General features: G+C 40.3%; 14 protein-coding genes. 7 read left to right on the plus strand and 7 right to left on the minus strand.

The features are described from left to right. Positions 1-30 precede the first annotated feature (30 nt). The 6 genes from GR929_RS07160 to GR929_RS07185 form a co-directional block, all read right to left on the minus strand. Positions 31-3252: a TonB-dependent receptor gene (locus GR929_RS07160; protein ID WP_201300927.1), complete on the minus strand. Its 3222-nt coding sequence runs from the start codon at positions 3250-3252 to the stop codon at positions 31-33. 204 nt (positions 3253-3456) lie between these two features. Next, the gene (locus tag GR929_RS07165) at positions 3457-4428 is read right to left on the minus strand and encodes a FecR family protein (RefSeq protein WP_159518296.1); all 972 of its coding nucleotides are present in this window, start codon (positions 4426-4428) and stop codon (positions 3457-3459) included. Positions 4429-4551: 123 nt separating this feature from the next. After that, positions 4552-5163, minus strand: coding sequence for an RNA polymerase sigma-70 factor (locus GR929_RS07170; protein WP_159518298.1), 612 nt, complete (start codon positions 5161-5163; stop codon positions 4552-4554). A 107-nt stretch (positions 5164-5270) separates the two neighbouring features. Further along, positions 5271-5933, minus strand: a complete 663-nt coding sequence (locus GR929_RS07175; protein ID WP_159518300.1) for an NAD(P)H-binding protein — start codon at positions 5931-5933, stop codon at positions 5271-5273. Between the two features lie 89 nt (positions 5934-6022). Further along, a complete protein-coding gene (locus tag GR929_RS07180) occupies positions 6023-7084 on the minus strand; it encodes an SDR family oxidoreductase (RefSeq protein ID WP_159518302.1) in 1062 nt (353 codons plus the stop codon). A gap of 56 nt (positions 7085-7140) precedes the next feature. Continuing rightward, a complete protein-coding gene (locus GR929_RS07185) occupies positions 7141-7704 on the minus strand; it encodes a TetR/AcrR family transcriptional regulator (RefSeq protein WP_159518304.1) in 564 nt (187 codons plus the stop codon). A gap of 330 nt (positions 7705-8034) precedes the next feature. Between GR929_RS07185 and acs the strand changes: the two genes are divergently transcribed. Together acs and GR929_RS07195 are read left to right on the plus strand one after the other, a co-directional pair. Beyond that, complete coding sequence (acs, locus tag GR929_RS07190; RefSeq protein WP_159518306.1) at positions 8035-9948, plus strand: acetate--CoA ligase; 1914 nt, start codon at positions 8035-8037, stop codon at positions 9946-9948. 357 nt (positions 9949-10305) lie between these two features. Next, positions 10306-13773 carry a hypothetical protein gene (locus GR929_RS07195; protein ID WP_159518308.1) on the plus strand — a complete coding sequence of 1156 codons (3468 nt, stop codon included), beginning with the start codon at positions 10306-10308 and terminating at the stop codon, positions 13771-13773. Between the two features lie 178 nt (positions 13774-13951). Here the strand turns inward: GR929_RS07195 and GR929_RS07200 are convergent, their stop codons facing one another. Further along, positions 13952-14548, minus strand: a complete 597-nt coding sequence (locus GR929_RS07200) for a DUF4494 domain-containing protein (RefSeq protein WP_159518310.1) — start codon at positions 14546-14548, stop codon at positions 13952-13954. Between the two features lie 253 nt (positions 14549-14801). Between GR929_RS07200 and GR929_RS07205 the strand changes: the two genes are divergently transcribed. The 5 genes from GR929_RS07205 (at position 14802) to GR929_RS07225 (ending at position 20875) form a co-directional block, all read left to right on the plus strand. Beyond that, entirely contained in the window at positions 14802-15929 is a 1128-nt protein-coding gene (locus tag GR929_RS07205) for a Re/Si-specific NAD(P)(+) transhydrogenase subunit alpha (protein WP_159518312.1), read from the plus strand. Positions 15930-15941: 12 nt separating this feature from the next. Beyond that, a complete protein-coding gene (locus tag GR929_RS07210; protein ID WP_159518314.1) occupies positions 15942-16256 on the plus strand; it encodes an NAD(P) transhydrogenase subunit alpha in 315 nt (104 codons plus the stop codon). A gap of 8 nt (positions 16257-16264) precedes the next feature. Next, positions 16265-17704 (plus strand): NAD(P)(+) transhydrogenase (Re/Si-specific) subunit beta, encoded by a 1440-nt coding sequence (locus GR929_RS07215; RefSeq protein ID WP_235934131.1) that lies wholly within the window; start codon positions 16265-16267, stop codon positions 17702-17704. Between the two features lie 209 nt (positions 17705-17913). After that, a complete protein-coding gene (locus GR929_RS07220) occupies positions 17914-19152 on the plus strand; it encodes a GAF domain-containing sensor histidine kinase (RefSeq protein WP_159518316.1) in 1239 nt (412 codons plus the stop codon). Positions 19153-19798: 646 nt separating this feature from the next. After that, positions 19799-20875 carry an alanine racemase gene (locus tag GR929_RS07225; RefSeq protein WP_159518318.1) on the plus strand — a complete coding sequence of 359 codons (1077 nt, stop codon included), beginning with the start codon at positions 19799-19801 and terminating at the stop codon, positions 20873-20875. Positions 20876-20894: the final 19 nt, after the last annotated feature.

The following is a 20894-nucleotide window of genomic DNA, read 5'->3' on the forward strand; positions in this document are numbered from 1 at the left end:
CTTTTTTCTTTTTTTGTATTCTGTATACTTTTAGAATGTGATATTAGCACCAATGCTTATGGTTTTTGCTTTAGGATAAGCCATGTAATCAATTCCTAAAGGTAGGACACCTGAACCTCCGGTTACATCAGAGTTTACTTCAGGATCAAGACCTGAATAACTGGTTATGAGGAATAAATTTTGTCCGGACACATATATTCTTGCATTAGATAGAAATGTACTCTTGACATTAAAGTTGTATCCAAGACTCACATTATCCAGGCGTAAAAATGAGCCATCTTCAATCCACCTTGATGAGAATTGTTTTGGCTGGTCTTTGGTTACTCCACTGGTTATTGCTTCCGTGATTACATTCCTCGCAGGAAGATCAACCAAGTAGCCCAAATAGTTGGCTGTTGCATTATAAACATCATTTCCTACCGAACCTCTCATGTTAATGTTCATGTCCCAGTTTTTGTAGGTAAAAGTGTTGCTGAATCCGAAAGTAAAGTCTGGTTGTGCATTACCAATAATTGTGTTGCCTTCTTCAAATTGTTCAACTCCATCAACAATACCCGTAAACACACGTCCCCAGAAGATACCAAGTGATTCACCTTCTTTAATCAGCTGTGAATAAACTCCTGACAATCCACCAGCGGGACCTGATTTGATCTCATTCCCTTGATACTGATCATTGGACAAGCTCAAAATCTTGTTACGGTTAGCACTTAAGTTAAAGTTTACATCCCATGTAAAAACTCCTTTGTCAATTGCTTTTGCATTAATTTCAAATTCAATCCCTTTATTTTCAACACTTCCTACGTTTGCTAGTTGTGTGGTGATCGGTGATGGGGAAGGAACAGCTATCTCTAACAATAAATCGGACGTTTTCTTGCGGTAATAGTCAATACTACCGAAAATCCGTTGATCAAAAAATCCGAAATTCAAACCTAAGTTAAGCTGAGCAGTTTGTTCCCACTTCAAATCAGGATTAGCGTATTGCTGAGGTAAAACAACTGTTACCCTGCTCCCTCCAACCAGATAGCCAGACGAACTGGCTCCCAAAGTAGAGATCGATCTGTAGTTACCAATTTCCTGGTTACCAGTCACCCCATAACTGGCACGAAGTTTCAAATCAGAGATTGTACTACTCTGGAAGAACTTTTCCTGTGATACTCTCCAGGAAGCAGCCCCTGAAGGAAAAATACCCCATTTGTTTCCAGCTCCAAATCGACTTGAACCGTCCCTACGTACTGTGGCTGTAAATAAAAAACGACTGTCATAATTGTAGTTGACACGCCCATACATGGAAATCAGCTTGTTACTCCCAAGAAAGCTTGTTACACTTTCAATAGAGCTGGCAGCTTGCAAACTGTACCATCTGAACTCATCAGAAAGAAATCCCGTTGCAGTATTCCACAGCCCTTCATTTTTAAAGTATTGGTATGAATAACCAGCAATTGCATTGATTGTGTTCTTCCCAAAGGTCTTATCGAAACTTAAAATAGTTTCTATCAGTTTAGAATAATCAGCTAATTTCTGAACACTGGCGTAACCTCCCGATCCTTCTCCCTGAGGATTGGTTTTACTGATATAGGAATTTCTATCGATCGTTTGTCTGTTGTAGCCCAAATTAACTTTAAGGCTTAATGGGTCAACAATTTGATAAGTGGTAGATAGATTCCCCAAAAAACGAGAGTTGCTTTTTTGGTCGATAACATCAGTTGAGTAAGATACCGGATTAATGCGGAAGGGAGGGACATGATTGTAGTTCCCCTCTGAATCACGAACCGGATAGGTTGGATTGAATACGTACGCTTCATAGTTCAAACTGGAACCAAATTCACTACCAACAGTATTGGAAATAGCCGATTGGTCTGATAAGTTTTGCCCATAGTTCATACGAAGATCGAATGATAATTTATCATCCAAAGCTTTGTGGTTAATATTAACCCTGATGTTTTCCTGCTCAAGACTAGATGCCAACATGATACCCTCTTGAGTACCGTATCCTACTGATGCCCTGTAGCTAGTACTCTCATTACCGCCTGACAGTGACAAATAATGATTTTGTTGAAAAGCTGTTCTGTATATTAAATCTTGCCAATCGGTATTTGCTCCTTTATCGGTCAATTTATCAGCTCCTGCGATATCAATAACCGTTTCTCTGTATTGGTCAGCAGACAACACGTCTAAAGTATTTGCTCCTCTTGAAAAGCCTGATGATACATCATACGAAACTTGAGATCGCCCGGCTTTTCCCCTTTTTGTGGTGATCATGATCACACCATTAGCACCACGAGATCCATAGATTGCAGTGGCAGATGCATCTTTTAAAACGTTCACTGATTCGATGTCATTTGGGTTAAGTGTCATCAAAGGGTTTGTTGGCTCCTGATCAAAGATATTAGTAGAATAATTACCAATGTTGGATTGACCAACATCTGATGTTGAAATCGGTACACCATCAATTACATATAATGGGTCGTTTGATGCACCAATAGACGTGCCACCACGAATTCGAATGGTGTTTGAGCCGCCTGGTTTACCACTATTTTGACTAATGTTTACACCAGATATTTTTCCTTGGATCAACTGTTGAGTCGATAATTGCGGTCCTTTATTGAAATCATCACTGCTTACACTTGAGACAGATCCGGTAAGGTCACTCTTTTTCATTGTACCGTAGCCAATAGCTACCACTTCATCTAATCCGATGGATTCTTCCTGCATGGTAACGTCAATCTGACTTTTCCCGGCTACAGGAACTTCCTGAGTTTTCATTCCTATAAAGGAAAACACCAAAGTCGCATCAGATGAGATACTTGATAACGAATAGTTTCCATCAAAATCGGTTACCGTTCCATTTGTTGTACCTTGAATAATTACAGTAACACCGGGAAGTATTTCTCCTTTTACGTTGGTCACTGTACCAGATACTTTTTGAATTGTCTGTTGTGTAACCGATGGATTTTTTGCCGAGATGACAATGTAACGGTTGACAATCTCATACGCCAGGTTTTCGCCTTCAATAATGCGACTGAGAACTTCTGAGACCGTTGAATTGTCAACGTTTACAGTGATTGCACGGGTGACATCAAAAACGTTGTTGTCGTACATGAACGAGTATTCCGTTTGTTGTTCGATCTCTTCAATTACATCTTTTACTGTACCACTTTGAATCTTTAGATTGAGCTTGGTCTCTTGGGCCGTCGTTTCAGCCATACTGCTGAGCAGACCTAAAAATAAGCAAAAGACTAACGTTAATTTCATAATTAAGAATCTTTTAGCCCAGGGGGAGAAGCTTTGACTGTCCCCGCCTGAATTCAACAATTTTTTCATAAGTTTGTCATACATTTTTGTGCATTTCTGCAATCCTTTAAGTTGGCGCTTGAGATTTTGCAGATTTGCGGTTAAACAAAAAATAGATTAGAGAGGTCTGCTTATTAAGTGGGCCTCTTGATTATTACGTAGCGTTTACATTTTCTTTGATATTATTACGGTTTTACCATCAATTTTATAGTTGATTGGAGTAATGTGATTGATAATTGAAAACAGCTCTTGCAAACTTTCGGTTTTCACCTTAAAACTCAATCTCTGATTAATTTCAAGATCGTCTTCAACACGAATATCCACACCATACCATCTTTCTAAATAGGTTATTACGTTATTAAATGTTTCATTTTCGATGATTAATTCATCGGTACTCCACGAAATGATTTGTGCAATATTTCCTTGAGATAGTTCTGTCTTGCGGGTTTCAACGTTGTATTCTGCAACCTCTCCCGGAGACATTTGAGTTAAAAACTGATCATCACTGAAAAGTCCAACACTTCCTTCGAGTAATGCCACTTCAGCTTTTTGTTCTTTGTTGTAATGTTTGAAATTGAACGTTGTTCCATACACCGCCACTTTCAAGTCGCCGGATTGCACGGTAAATACTTTGTTCGTATTCTTTTTTACTTCAAAAAGTGCTTCTCCATTCAGTTGTAACGAACGTGAATGAGCAAAGCTACTTTCGTATTTCAGATGAGTGTCGCCATTCAGCCATACTATTGAATTATCGGGGAGGGTAACCTGTGTTTTATGTCCGTAAGGTGAATAAATTTCGGTATATGTGGGTTCAGCTTGGTTCGTAACAAACCAGCTAACTGCTCCACCGGCAATAACTAAAAGAATTGAAGCCGCAATTCTCAACATAAACTGATTAACCCTAATTCTCTTTCCGCGTACTTCAATTCTTTTCTCAACCTGTGTCCAACCTTGCTTTTTGTTTGGATTATATTCCTCAGGCATTTCTCCAAATACAGAATAAGTTACCTGTAATTCCTCCCACAATTTCCTATTCTCATTATTGGAGCTCAGCCATAATTTGAATTCTTCATCAAATGACTCCTCATTGTTTTGAAGGTAATATTGTATTTTTTTCCAAGGGACATTTGTCGCCATAATTAGTCGCTTTACTAATAAGTAACACCGAATAGGGCTAACCCCTAAAAAATAGTTGAGAAAATTACGTTGTGGACAAAGAAGTTGGGATACGAGGGCTTTAGGTAATTGTTTTTGAGCGACTTATTCGCGAATCCGGTTTGCAAGAAAAAGTACGAAAAGTTTTTCGCGATGAGGGTACAAGGTAGATCTGAGTTTTTTTAAGGCAATGGTCATTTGGCTTTCTACCGTTTTAACCGAGATGTTTAACCGGTTGGCAATTTCTTTGTTTGAGAGTTCTTCTTTCTTGCTCAAAAGAAATATTGTACGACATTTGTCCGGAAGTTCATGAATGGCTTTATCCAATAAATTCCTGAAGTCTTCCACATTCGGGAAAGCTTCTAATTCCTGATCCGGAACAATGCTCTTTTCATGCTTTATGTTTTCTTTGAGTCGCTCAAAGCTCTTTTGCTCCCGAAGCATATTTAAGCTTCTGTATTTTGTTGCACTAAAAAGATAGGATCGGACTGAAGAGCTGACATTTATCTTTGATTTATTTTCCCAAAAGTAAACGAAAATATCCTGAACAACCTCTTCCGAAAGGACAGTGTCTTTCAAATAAATATTAACAAAATTGCAGAGCTCCGCATAATATTTGTCGAAGAAATACCTGAAAGCCTGTTTATCACCATCAATCATCCGGTTGATGATAAATAGCTCATCACTATTCCAATTTTCATTCAGTTCTTTGCCCATACCAACTCACTCAAGCAATTAGTAGCATAGCGCAAATATAGAAAAATCAGGATAATATCTGCCTGCCTCTTATTGCGATGATGATTAATTCAAGAAGGGTGTCAATCTTAATCCGATGCCAGTTCAAATAATTCATCCAATGTGTATATTGAATATGAAGGCGTGTCGTGCTTGCGAAAAACGGAGTTGATCATTGACTTAGCCACATCTTGTGCATGAATAGGCCGATACCTTTTAAACACAAACTTGGTTAGCCAACGAATAATTTTCAGACTGAGCTGCTCGGCGCCTCTTTGTTCGCCTCGCTGCCCGTCGAGTATGGAGGGACGCAAGATAATTGTTTTTTCAAAATCAAGTTTTCTCACGTCGTCGTCGAGTTCTCCTTTTATTTTACTGTAGAAAATTTTGGATTTTGCATCGGCCCCAGCGGATGAAATCAGCACATAGTTACTGACTTTCTGCTGTGCGGCAGCTTCAGCAACAGTGTATTGGTAGGTATAGTCCACTAAAAACTGCTTTTTTATGCTGCCGGCTTTCTTGCGGGTTGTTCCTAATGACGAAAACAAAACGTCCCCCTGAAGTTTCTCAGCCCAGCTGCTAGTTTTTGCAAAATCAACCAAGTGCTCTTTTAGTTTTTTGTGTTTTATGCCAGTTGTCCGACGCGTAAAAATGTTTACTTCCCCGAAACGATCATCTTCCAATAATAAACGGACTAAATAACTCCCCACAAGTCCGGTTGCACCTATTACGTTTGCTGTCAAATTTTTCATGTGCTTATAATTTTTGCTTTTTACCAGAGTAAATGGTACTGGCTCCTATTCGCACTCCCGTGTGTAAGAACTTTTAGATGCTCACTTCATCATCTTTTATCTGGTATTAGCTTATCTGAAACCAGCTGATTAAAATGATCCAGAATCGTTTGCTCAAATGGAATAAATGTCATTTTCAGATCTTGCTTAATATACGAATTGTCGAAGACGATATCATGTCCCACATTTCGTTCAACATATTTCCTTGTAAAACCAAATAATGGGGCAAGTAGTTTAAATAGCCATTTGGGAACATGCTTTCTAGGAACAGGATAATTGGGATATTTCTCTCCAACAATCTTAGCAATGTCCAGAAAATCTTTTTGGTGGCCAGCTGTGATATGTCGGCCGGAAGCCGAAGGGGTAAGCCCCGCCAGAATGTGTGCTTTGGCGACATCCCGAACATCAACCATTGCTTGAGCTCCGGCTGGTGCTCCGGTTTTAAACTTCCCTGAATAAAGCTGAATCATGAGATCGATACTGGTAGAATCGGAGCGTTTACTTAATGATGGACCGAGGATAAACCCGGGATTGATAACAACCAGATCCCAGCGATTTTGTTTTTCTGCAATTTTCCAGGCTTCTTTCTCTGCCATGGTTTTAGAGTACGGATAAGGTTGATGGTTCACGCTGCTGGTGGTATTCCAGCTTTTTTCAGCCATCAGCCCGTTGTTTAATTCTTTAATGTCTGCGGCGTCGCCAATCATGGCGACAATACTGGATGTGAGCACCACCCTTTTGACTGAAGCTATGTCGTTGGCTGAGAATAAAATGTTCCGTGTTCCTTGTAGCGCCGGCTGGATCAACTCTTTATCGGCATTCTTTATTCCTGAAATTTTGAAGGGAGAAGCCGTGTGAATTACCAATTCGCAACCACTCATTGCCTCGGCAAAAGATTGGTTGATCAGCAAATCTGCTTCAAATATTTCAAGTTTACCTTTAGTCTTTTCTGCACAATCTAATAAGTGCTGAAATTTCTCTTGGTTGGATTTATTCCGGACAGTTGTATGAACAGTATATCCATCGTCCAATAATCGTTTAACGATCCAAGAAGCCAGATATCCTGTGCCTCCTGTAACTAAAATTGGGGTGTTCTTATTAATTGTTTTCATCGTTTGTTCTATTTAATAAGCCATAGACTGATCAGTCTATATTGATTAAAAAATTTTTACCCTTTTATGGTGTCCCAGAACAGCTTAAAAGCATCATTCTGGTATTTTTCTTCATTCATTTTCTCAGGATTCTCCATCAAGTGTTTGATGATACCGTTTAACAGTCCTTGCATTGCCTCAACCAGCAGATCGATAGGAACCGCCTTTAAAATATCTTCATCCTGTCCCTTTTCAATTAGTTCATAAATAAACTGAAATCGCTGTAGACCATGTTCTTTTGTTAAATTCGTGATAAATGGAGAATTGCTGTAACTGGTGTAAAACTGTTGATGGTTCGGGTGATCGACGGCCCAAAAAATATAGTTGAAAAAGACTTGGCGAAACTTAGCTTTAAGCGTTTCTTGCACGTTTACGTTCTCTAAAAGAGAATTCGTTAGGTTATCTTTTGTTTCAAGGTAAAGGGTATTGATTAACTCCTCCTTGGTTTTAAAATAATGAAAAAGAGTGCCTGTCGCTACGCCAGCATCCTTTGCTATTTTTGAAGTGGGCGTGGCGTGAAAACCATTGTTTACAAACAATTTAAGTGCCGTATCTAGTATTTGGTCTCTTTTTGTATTCATTTTGAATCGACTAATCAGTCTACAAATCTATTCATTTAATATTGATCTTCCAAATCAAGCTACTGTGCTTTGAAGAGTACCCAGCGAAGTAGAGTATTCGAACTTACTCTTATTGCCAATTGTTAAGTCTAATTAGGGAGAACAAAGCACGATCTTAATCTTTAAGTGGTATATTATTTGGGAAATAAGCGCTGTGTGAGGCATGCTTCTGTCGTTTCAAATCCTTCATCGGTTTGACTGTATAAGCTACCCGCCTTGCATCTTATTTTTATTCAGTTTAAATTAGTATAATCAAATTAGCACCTGAAAATAACCTATAAAACGAATAAAATGATAAACAAGATTCACAGTCTGGGAGGCTACATTCATGAATATCAGAAAAGTATCGCTAATCCTCGGGCTTTTTGGGGACAGCAAGCCGAATGCTTTTATTGGCGCAAGCGATGGGATAAAGTATTGGATTGGAATTTTGACGAACCCAGTATTGAGTGGTATGTGAATGGGAAGCTCAATATTACCGAGAATATTTTTGAGCGGAATTTGTATACGCATGGGAACCAACCGGCTATTATTTGGGAACCCAATGATCCCAACGATGAATCACGAACACTAACTTATAGGGAATTATTTGAAGAAGTAAATCGATTTGCCAATACACTGAAACGGCTGGGCGTTGTAAAAGGAGACCGGGTTGCATTGTATATGCCCATGGTGCCCGAACTGGCAATTGCCGTTTTGGCTTGCGCACGAATAGGTGCAATTCACTCGGTTGTTTTTGCCGGATTTTCAGCAAACGCACTTCAGGAGCGTATTAACGATGCATCGGCCAAACTCCTGTTAACGGCTGATGGCGGTTTTCGGGGATCGAAAATTACCCCCTTAAAAGAAATTGCGGACGAAGCCCTCGAAACATGCCCAACCATTGAAACGGTGGTTGTTCTGAAACGAACAAAATCAGATGTGAAGATGGTTGTTGGTCGTGATATTTGGTGGCACAAGGCGGTTGATGGACAATCTACTGAGTGTGTTGCTGAAGAAATGGACTCGGAAGATCCGCTATTTATCTTATATACTTCAGGATCAACCGGAAAACCAAAAGGAATCGTTCATTCCACTGCTGGGTACATGGTGTACTCTGCTTATACGTTTAACAATGTTTTTCAGTACAATGCCGGAGACGTATTTTTCTGTACAGCAGACATTGGCTGGATTACAGGTCACAGCTATATTGTGTATGGTCCGTTGCTGACGGGAGCACAAACCCTCATGTTTGAAGGAATTCCCACCTGGCCTGATGCCGGCCGTTTTTGGGATATTGTTGCCAAGTATAAGGTCAATCAATTTTACACGGCACCAACAGCTATTCGAGCCCTACTGGCGCAGGGTAACGATTTTTTAGAAGGGAAAAAAGTCGATTCGCTTAAAGTTCTGGGAACAGTTGGAGAGCCTATTAATGAAGAGGCCTGGCACTGGTATCACGATCATGTTGGGCGCAACCAATGTCCAATTGTTGATACCTGGTGGCAAACCGAAACCGGTGGGATCTTGATTTCTCCTGTTGCCGGAATTACTCCGACCAAGCCCTCCTTTGCAACCTTGCCACTTCCCGGTGTTCAACCAATAATTGTTAACAACGAAGGGAAAGAATTAACAGGTAATTCGGTAGCGGGAAATCTCTGTATAAAATACCCCTGGCCGGGAATAGCCCGCACGTTATGGGGAGATCACGAGCGATTTAAGCAAACGTATTTCTCAACCTACGATAAGCTGTACTTTACCGGTGATGGTGCTAAACGCGACGAAGACGGTTATTACCGAATCCTCGGACGAGTAGACGATGTAATCAACGTGTCGGGACATCGTTTAGGTACTGCCGAAATTGAAAATGCCATTAATGAGCATCCACTGGTAAATGAGTCTGCGGTTGTCGGATATCCTCATGCCATTAAAGGACAGGGAGTTTACGCATTTGTGGTTTGTGGCGAATTATCAACAGGAGGAGTTGACGGAATTCGAAAAAGTATTATGCAAGGAGTTACAAAAATTATTGGACCTATTGCACGACCGGATTTGGTGCAAATTGTTCCGGGGCTTCCTAAAACCCGAAGTGGTAAAATTATGCGTAGAATATTGCGTAAGGTAGCGGAAGGCGATGTAACCAATCTTGGGGACACCTCAACTTTGTTGGATGAAGATGTGGTTGAAAGTATCATAGAAGGAGCATTGGTAGATGTGAAAAGATAACGTTAAATCTAACTCTTAAAAAGGAGCAACTACGGCTCCTTTTTTTATGATGTAACTTTTGTGTTAAAATTGAATTACGAGTTATCTTTTTCTGAAATAGAAACCATTTTCTGCCTATTTTCGTGGCTAATTAGGGAAATCTGATTTGATTCAATATTACGTTGAACATCTTAGTTATAAAGAACGTACTTATTTAACAGGAGTAGAATTAATTCATTAGCTGTTGTCCGGTTCGGAAAATTAAGATTCAGTCAGAATTAAAGATTAGATAAGATCAACAGCAAGCTTAAATTTTGATTATTCAGTTTGGCTGAACAATCAGATACGATTAAAATAATAACCAAATAAATATATATCATGACTGTAAATAGAACCTTTGGGATCGGCATCGATAAGAATAAGCCTGACGTGTCAGACAAAAAAAAGATCCAATATATCAACCTTAAATTGGCCGCTGATGGTTATCCTACGTGCACCAGTGGAGCTAAATCCGATTTTCTTGAAATGGCCATGCCTCTTCTGAATAACTACAATGTCAAGTCGAGGTTGCTATCAAAAAATACATCTCCCATGGGAGATCGGATCCGGAATTTTATTTCGGACTATCTTAGTGATGTTCCGGGTGATAATACTGTTAATTTCCCAAGCCATCCTTTTATTTTAGATCGTTACGGATTGGCTCGGATGATTTCAATACCACCAACTGCTGATTTGTATGAAACAGATATCGTAAAATCTTATCGGACAGCGCAGGGCGTTCTGAACAACCCCAAAGAAGACAGAAGAACAACAAAAGGAGTTTTTCATGTTAGTGAAGGCGGATTGCCAATTCCTGATGATAAGAAGGCAGTCCCAAAAACAACATTCTGCAAACTGTTGCAAGCGGCTATGAATCCACCAAAGGAGCTACTGAAATTGCCCTTCACCGCAAATCAGGAAGACGTGGCTGAGTTATTCGTTACATTGATGTTACGCCCGATTGTTGTTCCTGAGGTTCCGGGAGTAATATCTGAAAAATCGATGGAAGTGTGTTTTCTGGCTCCTGGAAGTTTGGTATCGAACCTTGACTTTGTGGAGTCAATCTTCGGAAATGCCGGCGACCCATTCCTGCCCGAAAATGATGCAGCATTAGATCCGGAACACTGGACCGGACACACCGGATGTGTAATTCTTGCGCCGCACTTGACACAACTGACCAAGAAAGAGCTTGGTCTTCCGCATTACGATAACGCGACTGAACGCCAGCGTCGTGATGGTATGTGCTGGAAAAAAGAAGATGAGAAATACAATGACGGTAGTGCTTTTAAAATTGCAGCTCGTGACGAACGAGGTGTGGCCATCACGTTAATTGCCGATAACTACTACGGATATTGCAAGAAGGAAGTAAAAACCATGATTGGCTACTCAGCCAATTTATTTGGTTTGGCAGAGGAAGAACATGCCGGTGGAGCCATCGCTTTCCCTAGCTATAACCTGGGTGAAAAATGCTATCTAGATGAACGTTTACCCAATAATGGGCTGAATTTCGCTTCCTTTATCTACTTGTTTGCCGATATGCTGGATTTGAAAAAGGAAGGTTATGCGGTTGACAAAAAATACCGGGATATTATTTATATTCCTGAAGATGCCCGATTTAACCTGATGGAGCAAACAATTAAATGGTCAACAAGTGGAGCAGAGCAGGTTATTAAACTTCTTCCCTACAAACACTACATTTATCCGAATGGGTACAAAGTAGAAATGAAAAAGCGTATTGAAGGACCGAAGTGGCATCTGGTAGGTACTATGGCCGAAGGAACACTTTGTCACAAACCTTGTACTGTTTCTGGAGGTGGAAAATCAGAGATCTCAAAATCGATTAAAGATGCCATGATTCAGGGACCAGTTATTGTTACTGATTTGAACAAGGATCTGGACATTGTTGAAGAAATCATGTCGAAAGACTACTCAAAACGTTTCAAAGTTTCTCCCGACTATTCAAAAAATAAACCACGTCATATTTTAAGCCGTCGACGTTCTTTAGGCTCAGTGATAAAGTTGTTGACTCCTGCTGAAGAATATACCGATGAATACAACGAATGGCTGACTTCCTTTCCGCAACGAATCAAAGTACTGATTTATGTGATTAAAGGAAACTACAGTGCGGACTGGGATAAAGATTGGCGAAAATACTTCTCGGTGGATAAAGTAAATGGTGTGCCCGGAAATGAACTGAAATTTCAGAATGATAAACTGCTGTCGAACTTCCTGAGAGTTGGACATGACGAGGATAACTCATGGCGCATTTTTCTATTACGTCAGGATTATAATCCGTCAAGTAAAGTTCAGGCAGAGGATGATATAACAGCATCAGTAACGTTGAAATCAGAAAACCTGAACAACTTAAATACCGAATATAAAAATCAAAGCGTAAAATTACTTACCAACTGCGAATCACGTTTATTCCAGCGACCTGATGATTGTGTGCATAAAGGGTATGATAAGCAAGGTGAAAAAGATCTTTCAAGTCCGAATACCTTCTTGTCAAACTTTGAACCATTGACACGTGAGCAGGTGCAGGAAATCAAAGACGATGCAATTGGCTTTGAGCTGTACACTCAGCCTGTGAAAGACTTAATTAACGACTTTTTAGAAATCGGGACCACCGATTACCTGGTGGTTCCTTCGGAACCCCGTTTGGTAAATGGTGTGCCTTCTAAAAATCCGAGATACTTACAAACAAGGCCTGATTTGGTAGACTCAACGGATAAATATGTTGCCGAAGTGGGTACACGTATTTTCAGAAAAATTCCGCTGGATCAACCGGTACACTCTCCGGTGAACGCAGTATTGCCAGGTCGCAGAAATAACCCTGCCGAACCTGAAAATAATGTACCACCATTGGCCGTTTATAATCCAATTCACTATCAGGAATTGCCTGAATTGTTTATCGATTTTATATGTAGCATAACCGGGAAATCTCCATCAACCACCGGGTTTGGTTCTGAAGGGGCATTAACCAAAGGGCCTTTCAACTCCTTGTTACCTGCTTCTGACTTGAATAATGCATTCTTGTCATACATCTTAACAGGTTACGATGGTTTCTCTTCAGCAGCGGGCTATGTTGGACCAAAATATAAAGTTGATCACGATGTTAGTTTGCTGGTTCCTGAAATCTGGTGTCGGATGTCAGTTGAGGAGCGCGATCCAAAATTCTTAATAGAAAACGGGTACTTGGAAAAAATTGAAAACTTCAAGCATAAAGGAAAAGAAGTTGATGCCAGCTTGTTGGGATACCGAATTACCCTGAAGTTTGTAACTCACTTCCTGGCTCGTATCTTCAGTAAGCCTGATGCGGTTTTCAGCGACGACATGTTGCGCCCTGAAAAACAAGACATTGACATGTTTGTAGCGTCAATCGAAAATCTAAGCATTACTCAAAGACGAGTGGCTGAAGGATTGATGCGCGATGGTACAGTGGATATGCTTTGCCCGCCACTGAAGGCTCTGGTTCACATCATGGTAGATGGTAAGTACAAGGGGAAAGATCGCAATGATCCTAAAATTCGCGCCATGTTTACCCGTGAAGCGGTGCTGAATAGCGATTGGTATAAAGCTCGTTTGGTTGAAAAACAAAAGCGTGATATTGAGCAATGGACTAAGCGTGTAGCTTACATTGAACGGATCATCAACCTGAAGAATTTTGCGGAAACAACCGCCCGCCTGAATTTACAGGAACGCTTAAAAGCAGCTAAAGAAACGCTAAGCAGGGTTTCTTCATCCGAGTACCTGAATGAACTGGAAGGAACTATTGGAGTAGATACCTTGAAGCCTATTGAAGATTAATTTCTGAAATAAGAATACAAAAAAGCTCCGATTCTTTTAAATATGAATCGGAGCTTTTTTATATTTTTTTGTCATCCAGAACTCGTTTCTCGAACTGCAAGCAGCCTGTATTAAGTTGATAACGATTCAGAAACAGACCTGGAACGATCTTTACATTATCGAGTTAAAATGATCTCAATTACTCTTTTGACTCTTCCTCGTCATTCTCTTCATTAACCGCAGCGGCTTCGTCGTCTTCTGTGTTTTCTTCAAAATCGCTTGCAACAGGCGCCTGTGTTACAGCCACTGGCTCTTCTTCCGGCTCAATGCGTTTCAAGTGTGGAGGAAGTGGCTCATTGACATCATCTTTAAAATAAGGATACACGTCAACAATGGTACTCAGGTTCATGGCTGTAATCTGGATCGGCACCAAAATATAAGAGAGTCCTTCTTCCAACCGCTGAAGAGCTTGCTTGAAATCATCAGCTGCCACCAAAAAGTAGTTGTTTATTTTCTTTTCTTTCCCGGCTTTTTCATCGATCGTTACAATACCAATTTTAGCCTTGAACCAGTATTCTCCATCATCGTGAGGAAATATTTCTATAATATTTGATTTCTTAATGTTATCAACCAGAAATTCGCCGCCACGCACGACCTGCTGCATTTGCTCAATAATACGCGTTTCAGCATCGGTAAACGACACCGCATCTACCAAATAAGACTCTGTTACTTTTCGTTCGCGACCATCCTGATCAATCTTCACATATTTTACTTTGCATTCAAACCAAGTCTGCATAATGTTTTCTTTTAAAATGAATATGCAAAGATATTTTCTTCAAGCATTTATATCGGCTTTTTCAGAAATAGTTTTTCACAAATTGCAAGCATACAGAGTGCAGGAGGCTAAGTTCAACGCACTCATTAAAAAGTCGTATCTGATTATGTTTCAAAACGATTGAGAAATGATTATATTAGCAGGGAGTCAAAAAGAAGAATATAGCAACACGAAATAGAAGAGCTTTTAATTTTGTAATCTAATTTTACTATTTATGCTTATTGGACTCTTAAAAGAGGGGGAATCGGAAAACCGGGTTGCCCTCTTACCCGAAATTGTTTCCAACCTTACCAAACGCAAAGTGGAGGTACTTGTTGAAATCGGAGCTGGCGAGTCTGCATTAGCTACTGATGCAGCTTACAAAGAAGCCGGAGCTACTGTTTCACCGAGAGAAGAAGTGCTGAAAAAAGCTGATTTTCTGATCGGTATTCAACCTCCCGACAAAAGGTTAGTAGAAGCACTTGACCAGAGCAAAATGTGGCTCAGCCAATATAATCCGATGTGGAACACTGACCTGGTTAAACAATTTGTCTCGAAAGGAATAACCACGTTTAGTATGGATACCATTCCGCGATCAACACGGGGGCAGGCGATGGATGTGTTATCGTCACAGGCAACTGTTGCCGGCTATAAAGCAGTACTCGAGGCAGCCTTCACACTACCCTCCTTCTTTCCTATGTTTATGACAGCTGCCGGAACCATTCGCCCGGCTACGGTGCTGGTGTTAGGCGCCGGAGTTGCCGGATTACAAGCAATTGCTATTGCCCGAAAACTTGGCGCACAGGTTCAGGCTTTCGATGTTCGATCGGCAGTAAAAGAAGAAGTAATGAGCCTTGGAGCCAGGTTTATAGAAGTTGAAGGTGCCAAAGAAGATGCTGCTGCGGGGGGCTATGCGGTAGAGCAAACCGATGAGTTTAAGCAAAAGCAACAGCAAGCGATCAATGACCATGCAGCAAAAGCCAGCGTGGTGATCTGTACGGCACAAATTCCGGGGCGCAAAGCCCCCTTGCTTCTTCCCAAAGAAGCTGTAGCAGCCATGAAGCCGGGTTCGGTGATAATTGATTTGGCAGCCTCAACCGGCGGAAACTGCGAACTCACGCAAGACAATAAAACCGTGGTGGAACATGGAGTCACCATCATCGGACAGTCGAATTATCCAAGCTTAATGCCAGCTGATGCCAGCAAGATGTTCGGAAAAAACATTTTAAACTTCCTCGAACTTCTGTTTAACGAAGAAGGAGAATTCAACCTGAATTTTGAGGATGATATTATAAAAGGAACCTGCATAACTCATGGCGGAGAAATTATCAATGAACGTGTAAAATCTGTCGTTCAAAGCTAAAACCCAACTACGATGAATGAAATATTAATCTTTTTCTATACTTACAAGGAAGCGATTTTTATTATCGCTCTTTCCATTTTTTTGGGGATTGAAGTCATCTCCAATGTACCTGCTGTTCTCCATACCCCGCTAATGTCGGGAGCCAACGCCATTAGTGGTGTTATCATTATCGGTGGAATCATTTTGGTTGGCCATGCTGATGCAACAACCATCAACACCGAGTTGATCCTGGGAATATTCGCTATCATTTTTGCCACCCTCAATGTCGTTGGCGGATTCGTGGTTACCGACCGCATGCTGGAAATGTTTAAAAAGAAGAAAAAATAGGAGGTCCCATGGATAAAATACTCGGAACATTAAACGGTGTTGACTATACGATTGGAGGCACTCTCCTCGAATTGAGCTACTTACTTGCAGCGATCTTGTTTGTTATCGGATTAAAACTGCTTAGCCACCCCGAAACCGCTCGTCGTGGTAATTTTTATGCCGGCGGAGGTATGGTCCTGGCCATGCTCACAACCTTACTTTTGCATAAAAATGCCAATGGAGTAGGTATCCAACCGGCAAACGTCTGGATTATTCTGGCAGCAATTGGCGTTGGTTCTGCCATTGGTTGGATCATTGCCCGAAAAATAAAAATGACTGCCATGCCCCAGCTTGTTTCATTTTACAATGCAACGGGTGGAGCAGCTTCAGCACTAGTTGCTCTACTAGAATTCCCAAATGCCGACATGAGCAATTGGGGCTCGGTACTCGTAACACTCCTGGGCTTAATTATTGGTAGTGTGGCCTTTAGTGGAAGTATGATTGCTTACGGGAAGTTGGACGGGAAGGTAAAAGATATCCGGGCTGGTTACATGAGCTTTGTTAATCTCGCATTATTGGTTGGAACGTTCGGATTGGCAATTTTCATTCTGCTGTCAGGGCAAACACCAGCTGAACTTAATTGGGCTATTTATTTGCTTCTCTTTGTATCGCTTCTTTACGGAGTACTTTTCGTCATGCCGATTGGTGGAGCCGATATGCCGGTTGTTATTTCGTTGCTAAACAGCTTTACCGGAATTGCCGCAGCTATGGCTGGCTTTATTTATAACAACCAAGCCATGATTTTAGGCGGTATTCTGGTTGGCGCAGCCGGTAGTATTTTAACGCTACTGATGTGTAAAGCGATGAACCGATCCTTGCTGAATGTGATTATCGGCGCATTTGGAGGTGGTGGCACTGCAGCTGCCGGAGCTGAAGGAACGATGAAAGAAATGACCATGAGTGACGCTTCTGTTTTACTGGCCTACTCGCAAAATATAGTCATTATTCCGGGTTACGGATTGGCGGTTGCTCAGGCTCAGCACATTTGTCATGAACTCGACCTCTTACTTGCAGACAAGGGAGTGAATGTTCGATATGCTATTCACCCGGTTGCCGGACGAATGCCCGGACACATGAATGTACTACTGGCAGAAGCTGACGTTCCTTACGATAAATTGGTAGAAATGGCCGATATCAACCCGGACATGCCCAATACCGACGTAGCTATTGTAATTGGAGCGAACGACGTTGTTAACCCGGCTGCCATTAATGACCCTGGAAGCCCAATTGCAGGCATGCCAATAATAAAGGCGCACGAAGCCAAAAATATAATTGTCATGAAACGTGGTCGGGGAAAAGGCTATGCTGGTATTGAAAACAGCTTGTTTTTTGATGATAAAACTCGTTTGCTTTTTGGAAATGCAAAAGATACTTTACAAACCTTGGTTAGCGAAATAAAAGGTTTGTAAGTCAGGTATAGCTAAACAAAGAAGATGGCAATCAGAGAAAATCCGATTGCCATCTTCTTTGTTTAGAACTCACTCTATTAAATCAAAATTAATCAATCAGAAATGTTAACAATTTTTTGCGATCTGATGATTTTTATTTCCCTATATTTATCAAAAATCAACGCCACGCCACGCCCGACAAGACGTTTCCTGATATAAATACTTAATTTATGGACGATAAGAGAAAGTACGCGGAAGTCCAGATCCGAAAAGAAAATAAGACAATGGAGGTTTTGATCGGTTCGGGATTGAAACCTGAAGTAATTGATTTGACCATTAACAAATGGCAATCGCTAATTGACGCCGTGGCCCAGGTTGTTAATGCCCATGTAGGCTCCATTATGAAACTTAACGAAGATTCGCTGGAAGTATTTGTAGTGACCGAACACCAAAATACATCCTTGAAGAAAAACCTCAAAGTCGAATTGAATCAGGGAATTTTCTGCGAAACAGTTATCGGCACACAGAAACAACTCATAGTAACCAATTCAAGAAAAGATGAGGTGTGGAAAAATTATAAAACAGAGTTTACTTCCTATATGGGCTTTCCGGTAAACTGGCCTGATGGTGAAGTTTTTGGTACGGTTTGTCTTTTCGACAATGAAGAGAATAATTATAGCGAAACACACAAAGAACTCCTAAATCAGGTAAAACTACATATTGAAACGGACTTGCAATGGCTCATCACAAATAGAAAGCTGCAAGAAAAAACCGATGAGCTGGAGAAACTCAACAAGGTAAAATCCAGACTACTCTCACTGATATCACACGATGTAAGAGGCTCGGTGAGTACAATGGATTCATTTCTTAAATTAATACTCAACAGCTTTGATCAGTACGATAAAGTTTTTCTAAAAAATGTGCTCAGCTCTTTAAGCCAAAACACCAGTGCCGTGTATCACACGCTCGAAAACCTGCTAATCTGGTCAAAAAATGATCTGCTGCAGCTGAAAGCCAATAAGGAACATTTCAACCTCATTCCTGTTTTTAAAGATATTTTATCGCAGTTTAAACATACGATAGAGCTAAAGAAATTTGAGATTTTTGAAGATTATTATTTAGAGGAAATAATGATTTATGCTGATGAAGAAATGATTCGTACCTCTTTACGAAACATATTCTCTAATGCAACTAAATACACGGAAAACAAGGGCAAAATATTCATTCGGGTTTTTAGCGAAAACAATAAAACGATCATTGAAATTGAAGATACAGGTGTTGGCATGCATGAAAATATCCTTCAGAAACTGTTCACCTACAGTGAAGATCATTCCAAAGAAGGAACAGAAGGAGAATCCAGCTCCGGAGTTGGTTTGTTTTTAACCAAAGACTTTCTGGATAAAAATGGGGCTACGGTGAATGTTTCCAGCGAGATTGGAAAAGGGACAAAATTTCGAGTGATAATCTGATCTTCTTTCAATCCTATTTCTTCATAAAAAAAAACAAAAGTTATTACTTCATTTTCTAATCCCCTGCAATTTATTAATTTAGTTAAATCACAATTTAGAACGAGAATTCGTTTTAATAATAAGAAAGAACTCAAGAAAATATCTAAAAAGACTGATCAATTCTCAGAATAAAAGAATGAAATGATTCAGTGACTAGAGGTGGTTTTTTTAGAAACCACCTTTTTTCGTCACACAAAAAAAATGCGGAAAGGCACTCATAAAGTTGACGATCCCGGTGGAAGAGCTTCTGAAAAATTCGTGGATTAAAAAAATACGAACAATGTCAGATTGCAGTTGTTTGTTCTGTTGATGGTAAAACAAAGGAAATTATGATCTCTTTAAATATCAGGCCAAACTCTCAGATAAAGAACGGAATCTACATATACAGGCAAACTGCACATTCGCTTACCTCTTTAAAAATAGCGGTCTACCCAGAAATTTAAAAATGAAATGAACTCAAGAAACCAAAGATATTTCCAGAGGGAAATACAAAAGCGTTTATCAAAAACCAAGACACCTTGTTTTGGAGTAAATCCCTGCGTCACTATTTCACTTAGATAAATAGAAAATTGAATATACAAGGAAGACTAAAAGGCAAAACTAAATTATGGCATTTATCACATTAGACACCAAGAAACTAAAAAAGAACTACGACTATCTTGAAAAATTACTTTCAAAAAATGGCATTACATGGGCTGTTGTTTCAAAGATGTTGTGCGGAAACAAGACCTACCTGGAAGAAGTCATTAAACTGGGAATAAAACAAATGTGTGACTCTCGAGTTTCAAACCTGAAGATGATTAAATCAATATCAGAAGAAGTTGAAACGGTTTATATAAAACCACCTCCAAAGCATTCGATTGATGAAATTGTAACGTATGCGGACATTAGTTTTAATACTGAGATTGACACCATTGAGCGACTTTCAAAGGAAGCTAAAAAGCAAGGAAAGATGCACAAGATCATCATTATGATTGAGACGGGTGAGTTGCGGGAAGGCGTATTGCAAGAGGAGTTTCTTGATTTTTATGACGCGGTTTTCAAACTCCCGAATATTAAAGTTGTTGGTATTGGAACCAACCTGACGTGCATGTACGGAATTTTACCCAGTCACGACAAACTGGTTCAGCTTTGTTTATATGAGCAACTTATCGAGGCCAAGTTCAACAAAGAGATTGAGTACGTATCAGGAGGGGCTTCGGTAACTGTTCCTCTGATCTTTCAAGGGCTGCTGCCGAAAGGGATCAACCATTTTCGCATTGGCGAAACATTTTTTCTGGGAACCGACGTTTACAACAACGAAACATTTCCGCAAATGGAAAACAATGTGTTTAAGCTACATGCCGAAATTATCGAGCTCACCGAAAAACGCATGCGCCCGATTGGCGAACTTGGTAAAAATTTACTGGGCGAAACCATCATTTTTGGAGATGATGTCCAAACCGAAAAATCACACCGCGCATTAATCGATTTAGGACTTTTGGACATTGACGAGAAACACATCAAACTAAGAAATAAAGACCTTAAAATTGTTGGGGCTTCTTCCGACATGCTGGTTGTCGATCTGGGTAAAAACAAGGAAAACTATCAGGTTGGGTCTCAGCTCGAATTTGAAATGGACTACATGGGAGTGCTTCGTTTGATGAACTCCAAATATATTGAAAAAAGGATATTACGCGAATAAAACCATTCTGGTACTATGG

Origin of the sequence: Sunxiuqinia indica (genome assembly GCF_009847015.1) — a bacterium.
Lineage (GTDB): Bacteria > Bacteroidota > Bacteroidia > Bacteroidales > Prolixibacteraceae > Sunxiuqinia > Sunxiuqinia indica.

Coding starts and splice junctions, on each gene's coding strand:
- GR929_RS07160 (WP_201300927.1), bottom strand. CDS start 3,252: ATGAAATTAACGTTAGTCTTTTGCTTATTTTTAGGTCTGCTCAGCAGT.
- GR929_RS07165 (WP_159518296.1), bottom strand. CDS start 4,428: ATGGCGACAAATGTCCCTTGGAAAAAAATACAATATTACCTTCAAAAC.
- GR929_RS07170 (WP_159518298.1), bottom strand. CDS start 5,163: ATGGGCAAAGAACTGAATGAAAATTGGAATAGTGATGAGCTATTTATC.
- GR929_RS07175 (WP_159518300.1), bottom strand. CDS start 5,933: ATGAAAAATTTGACAGCAAACGTAATAGGTGCAACCGGACTTGTGGGG.
- GR929_RS07180 (WP_159518302.1), bottom strand. CDS start 7,084: ATGAAAACAATTAATAAGAACACCCCAATTTTAGTTACAGGAGGCACA.
- GR929_RS07185 (WP_159518304.1), bottom strand. CDS start 7,704: ATGAATACAAAAAGAGACCAAATACTAGATACGGCACTTAAATTGTTT.
- acs (WP_159518306.1), top strand. CDS start 8,035: ATGATAAACAAGATTCACAGTCTGGGAGGCTACATTCATGAATATCAG.
- GR929_RS07195 (WP_159518308.1), top strand. CDS start 10,306: ATGACTGTAAATAGAACCTTTGGGATCGGCATCGATAAGAATAAGCCT.
- GR929_RS07200 (WP_159518310.1), bottom strand. CDS start 14,548: ATGCAGACTTGGTTTGAATGCAAAGTAAAATATGTGAAGATTGATCAG.
- GR929_RS07205 (WP_159518312.1), top strand. CDS start 14,802: ATGCTTATTGGACTCTTAAAAGAGGGGGAATCGGAAAACCGGGTTGCC.
- GR929_RS07210 (WP_159518314.1), top strand. CDS start 15,942: ATGAATGAAATATTAATCTTTTTCTATACTTACAAGGAAGCGATTTTT.
- GR929_RS07215 (WP_235934131.1), top strand. CDS start 16,265: ATGGATAAAATACTCGGAACATTAAACGGTGTTGACTATACGATTGGA.
- GR929_RS07220 (WP_159518316.1), top strand. CDS start 17,914: ATGGACGATAAGAGAAAGTACGCGGAAGTCCAGATCCGAAAAGAAAAT.
- GR929_RS07225 (WP_159518318.1), top strand. CDS start 19,799: ATGGCATTTATCACATTAGACACCAAGAAACTAAAAAAGAACTACGAC.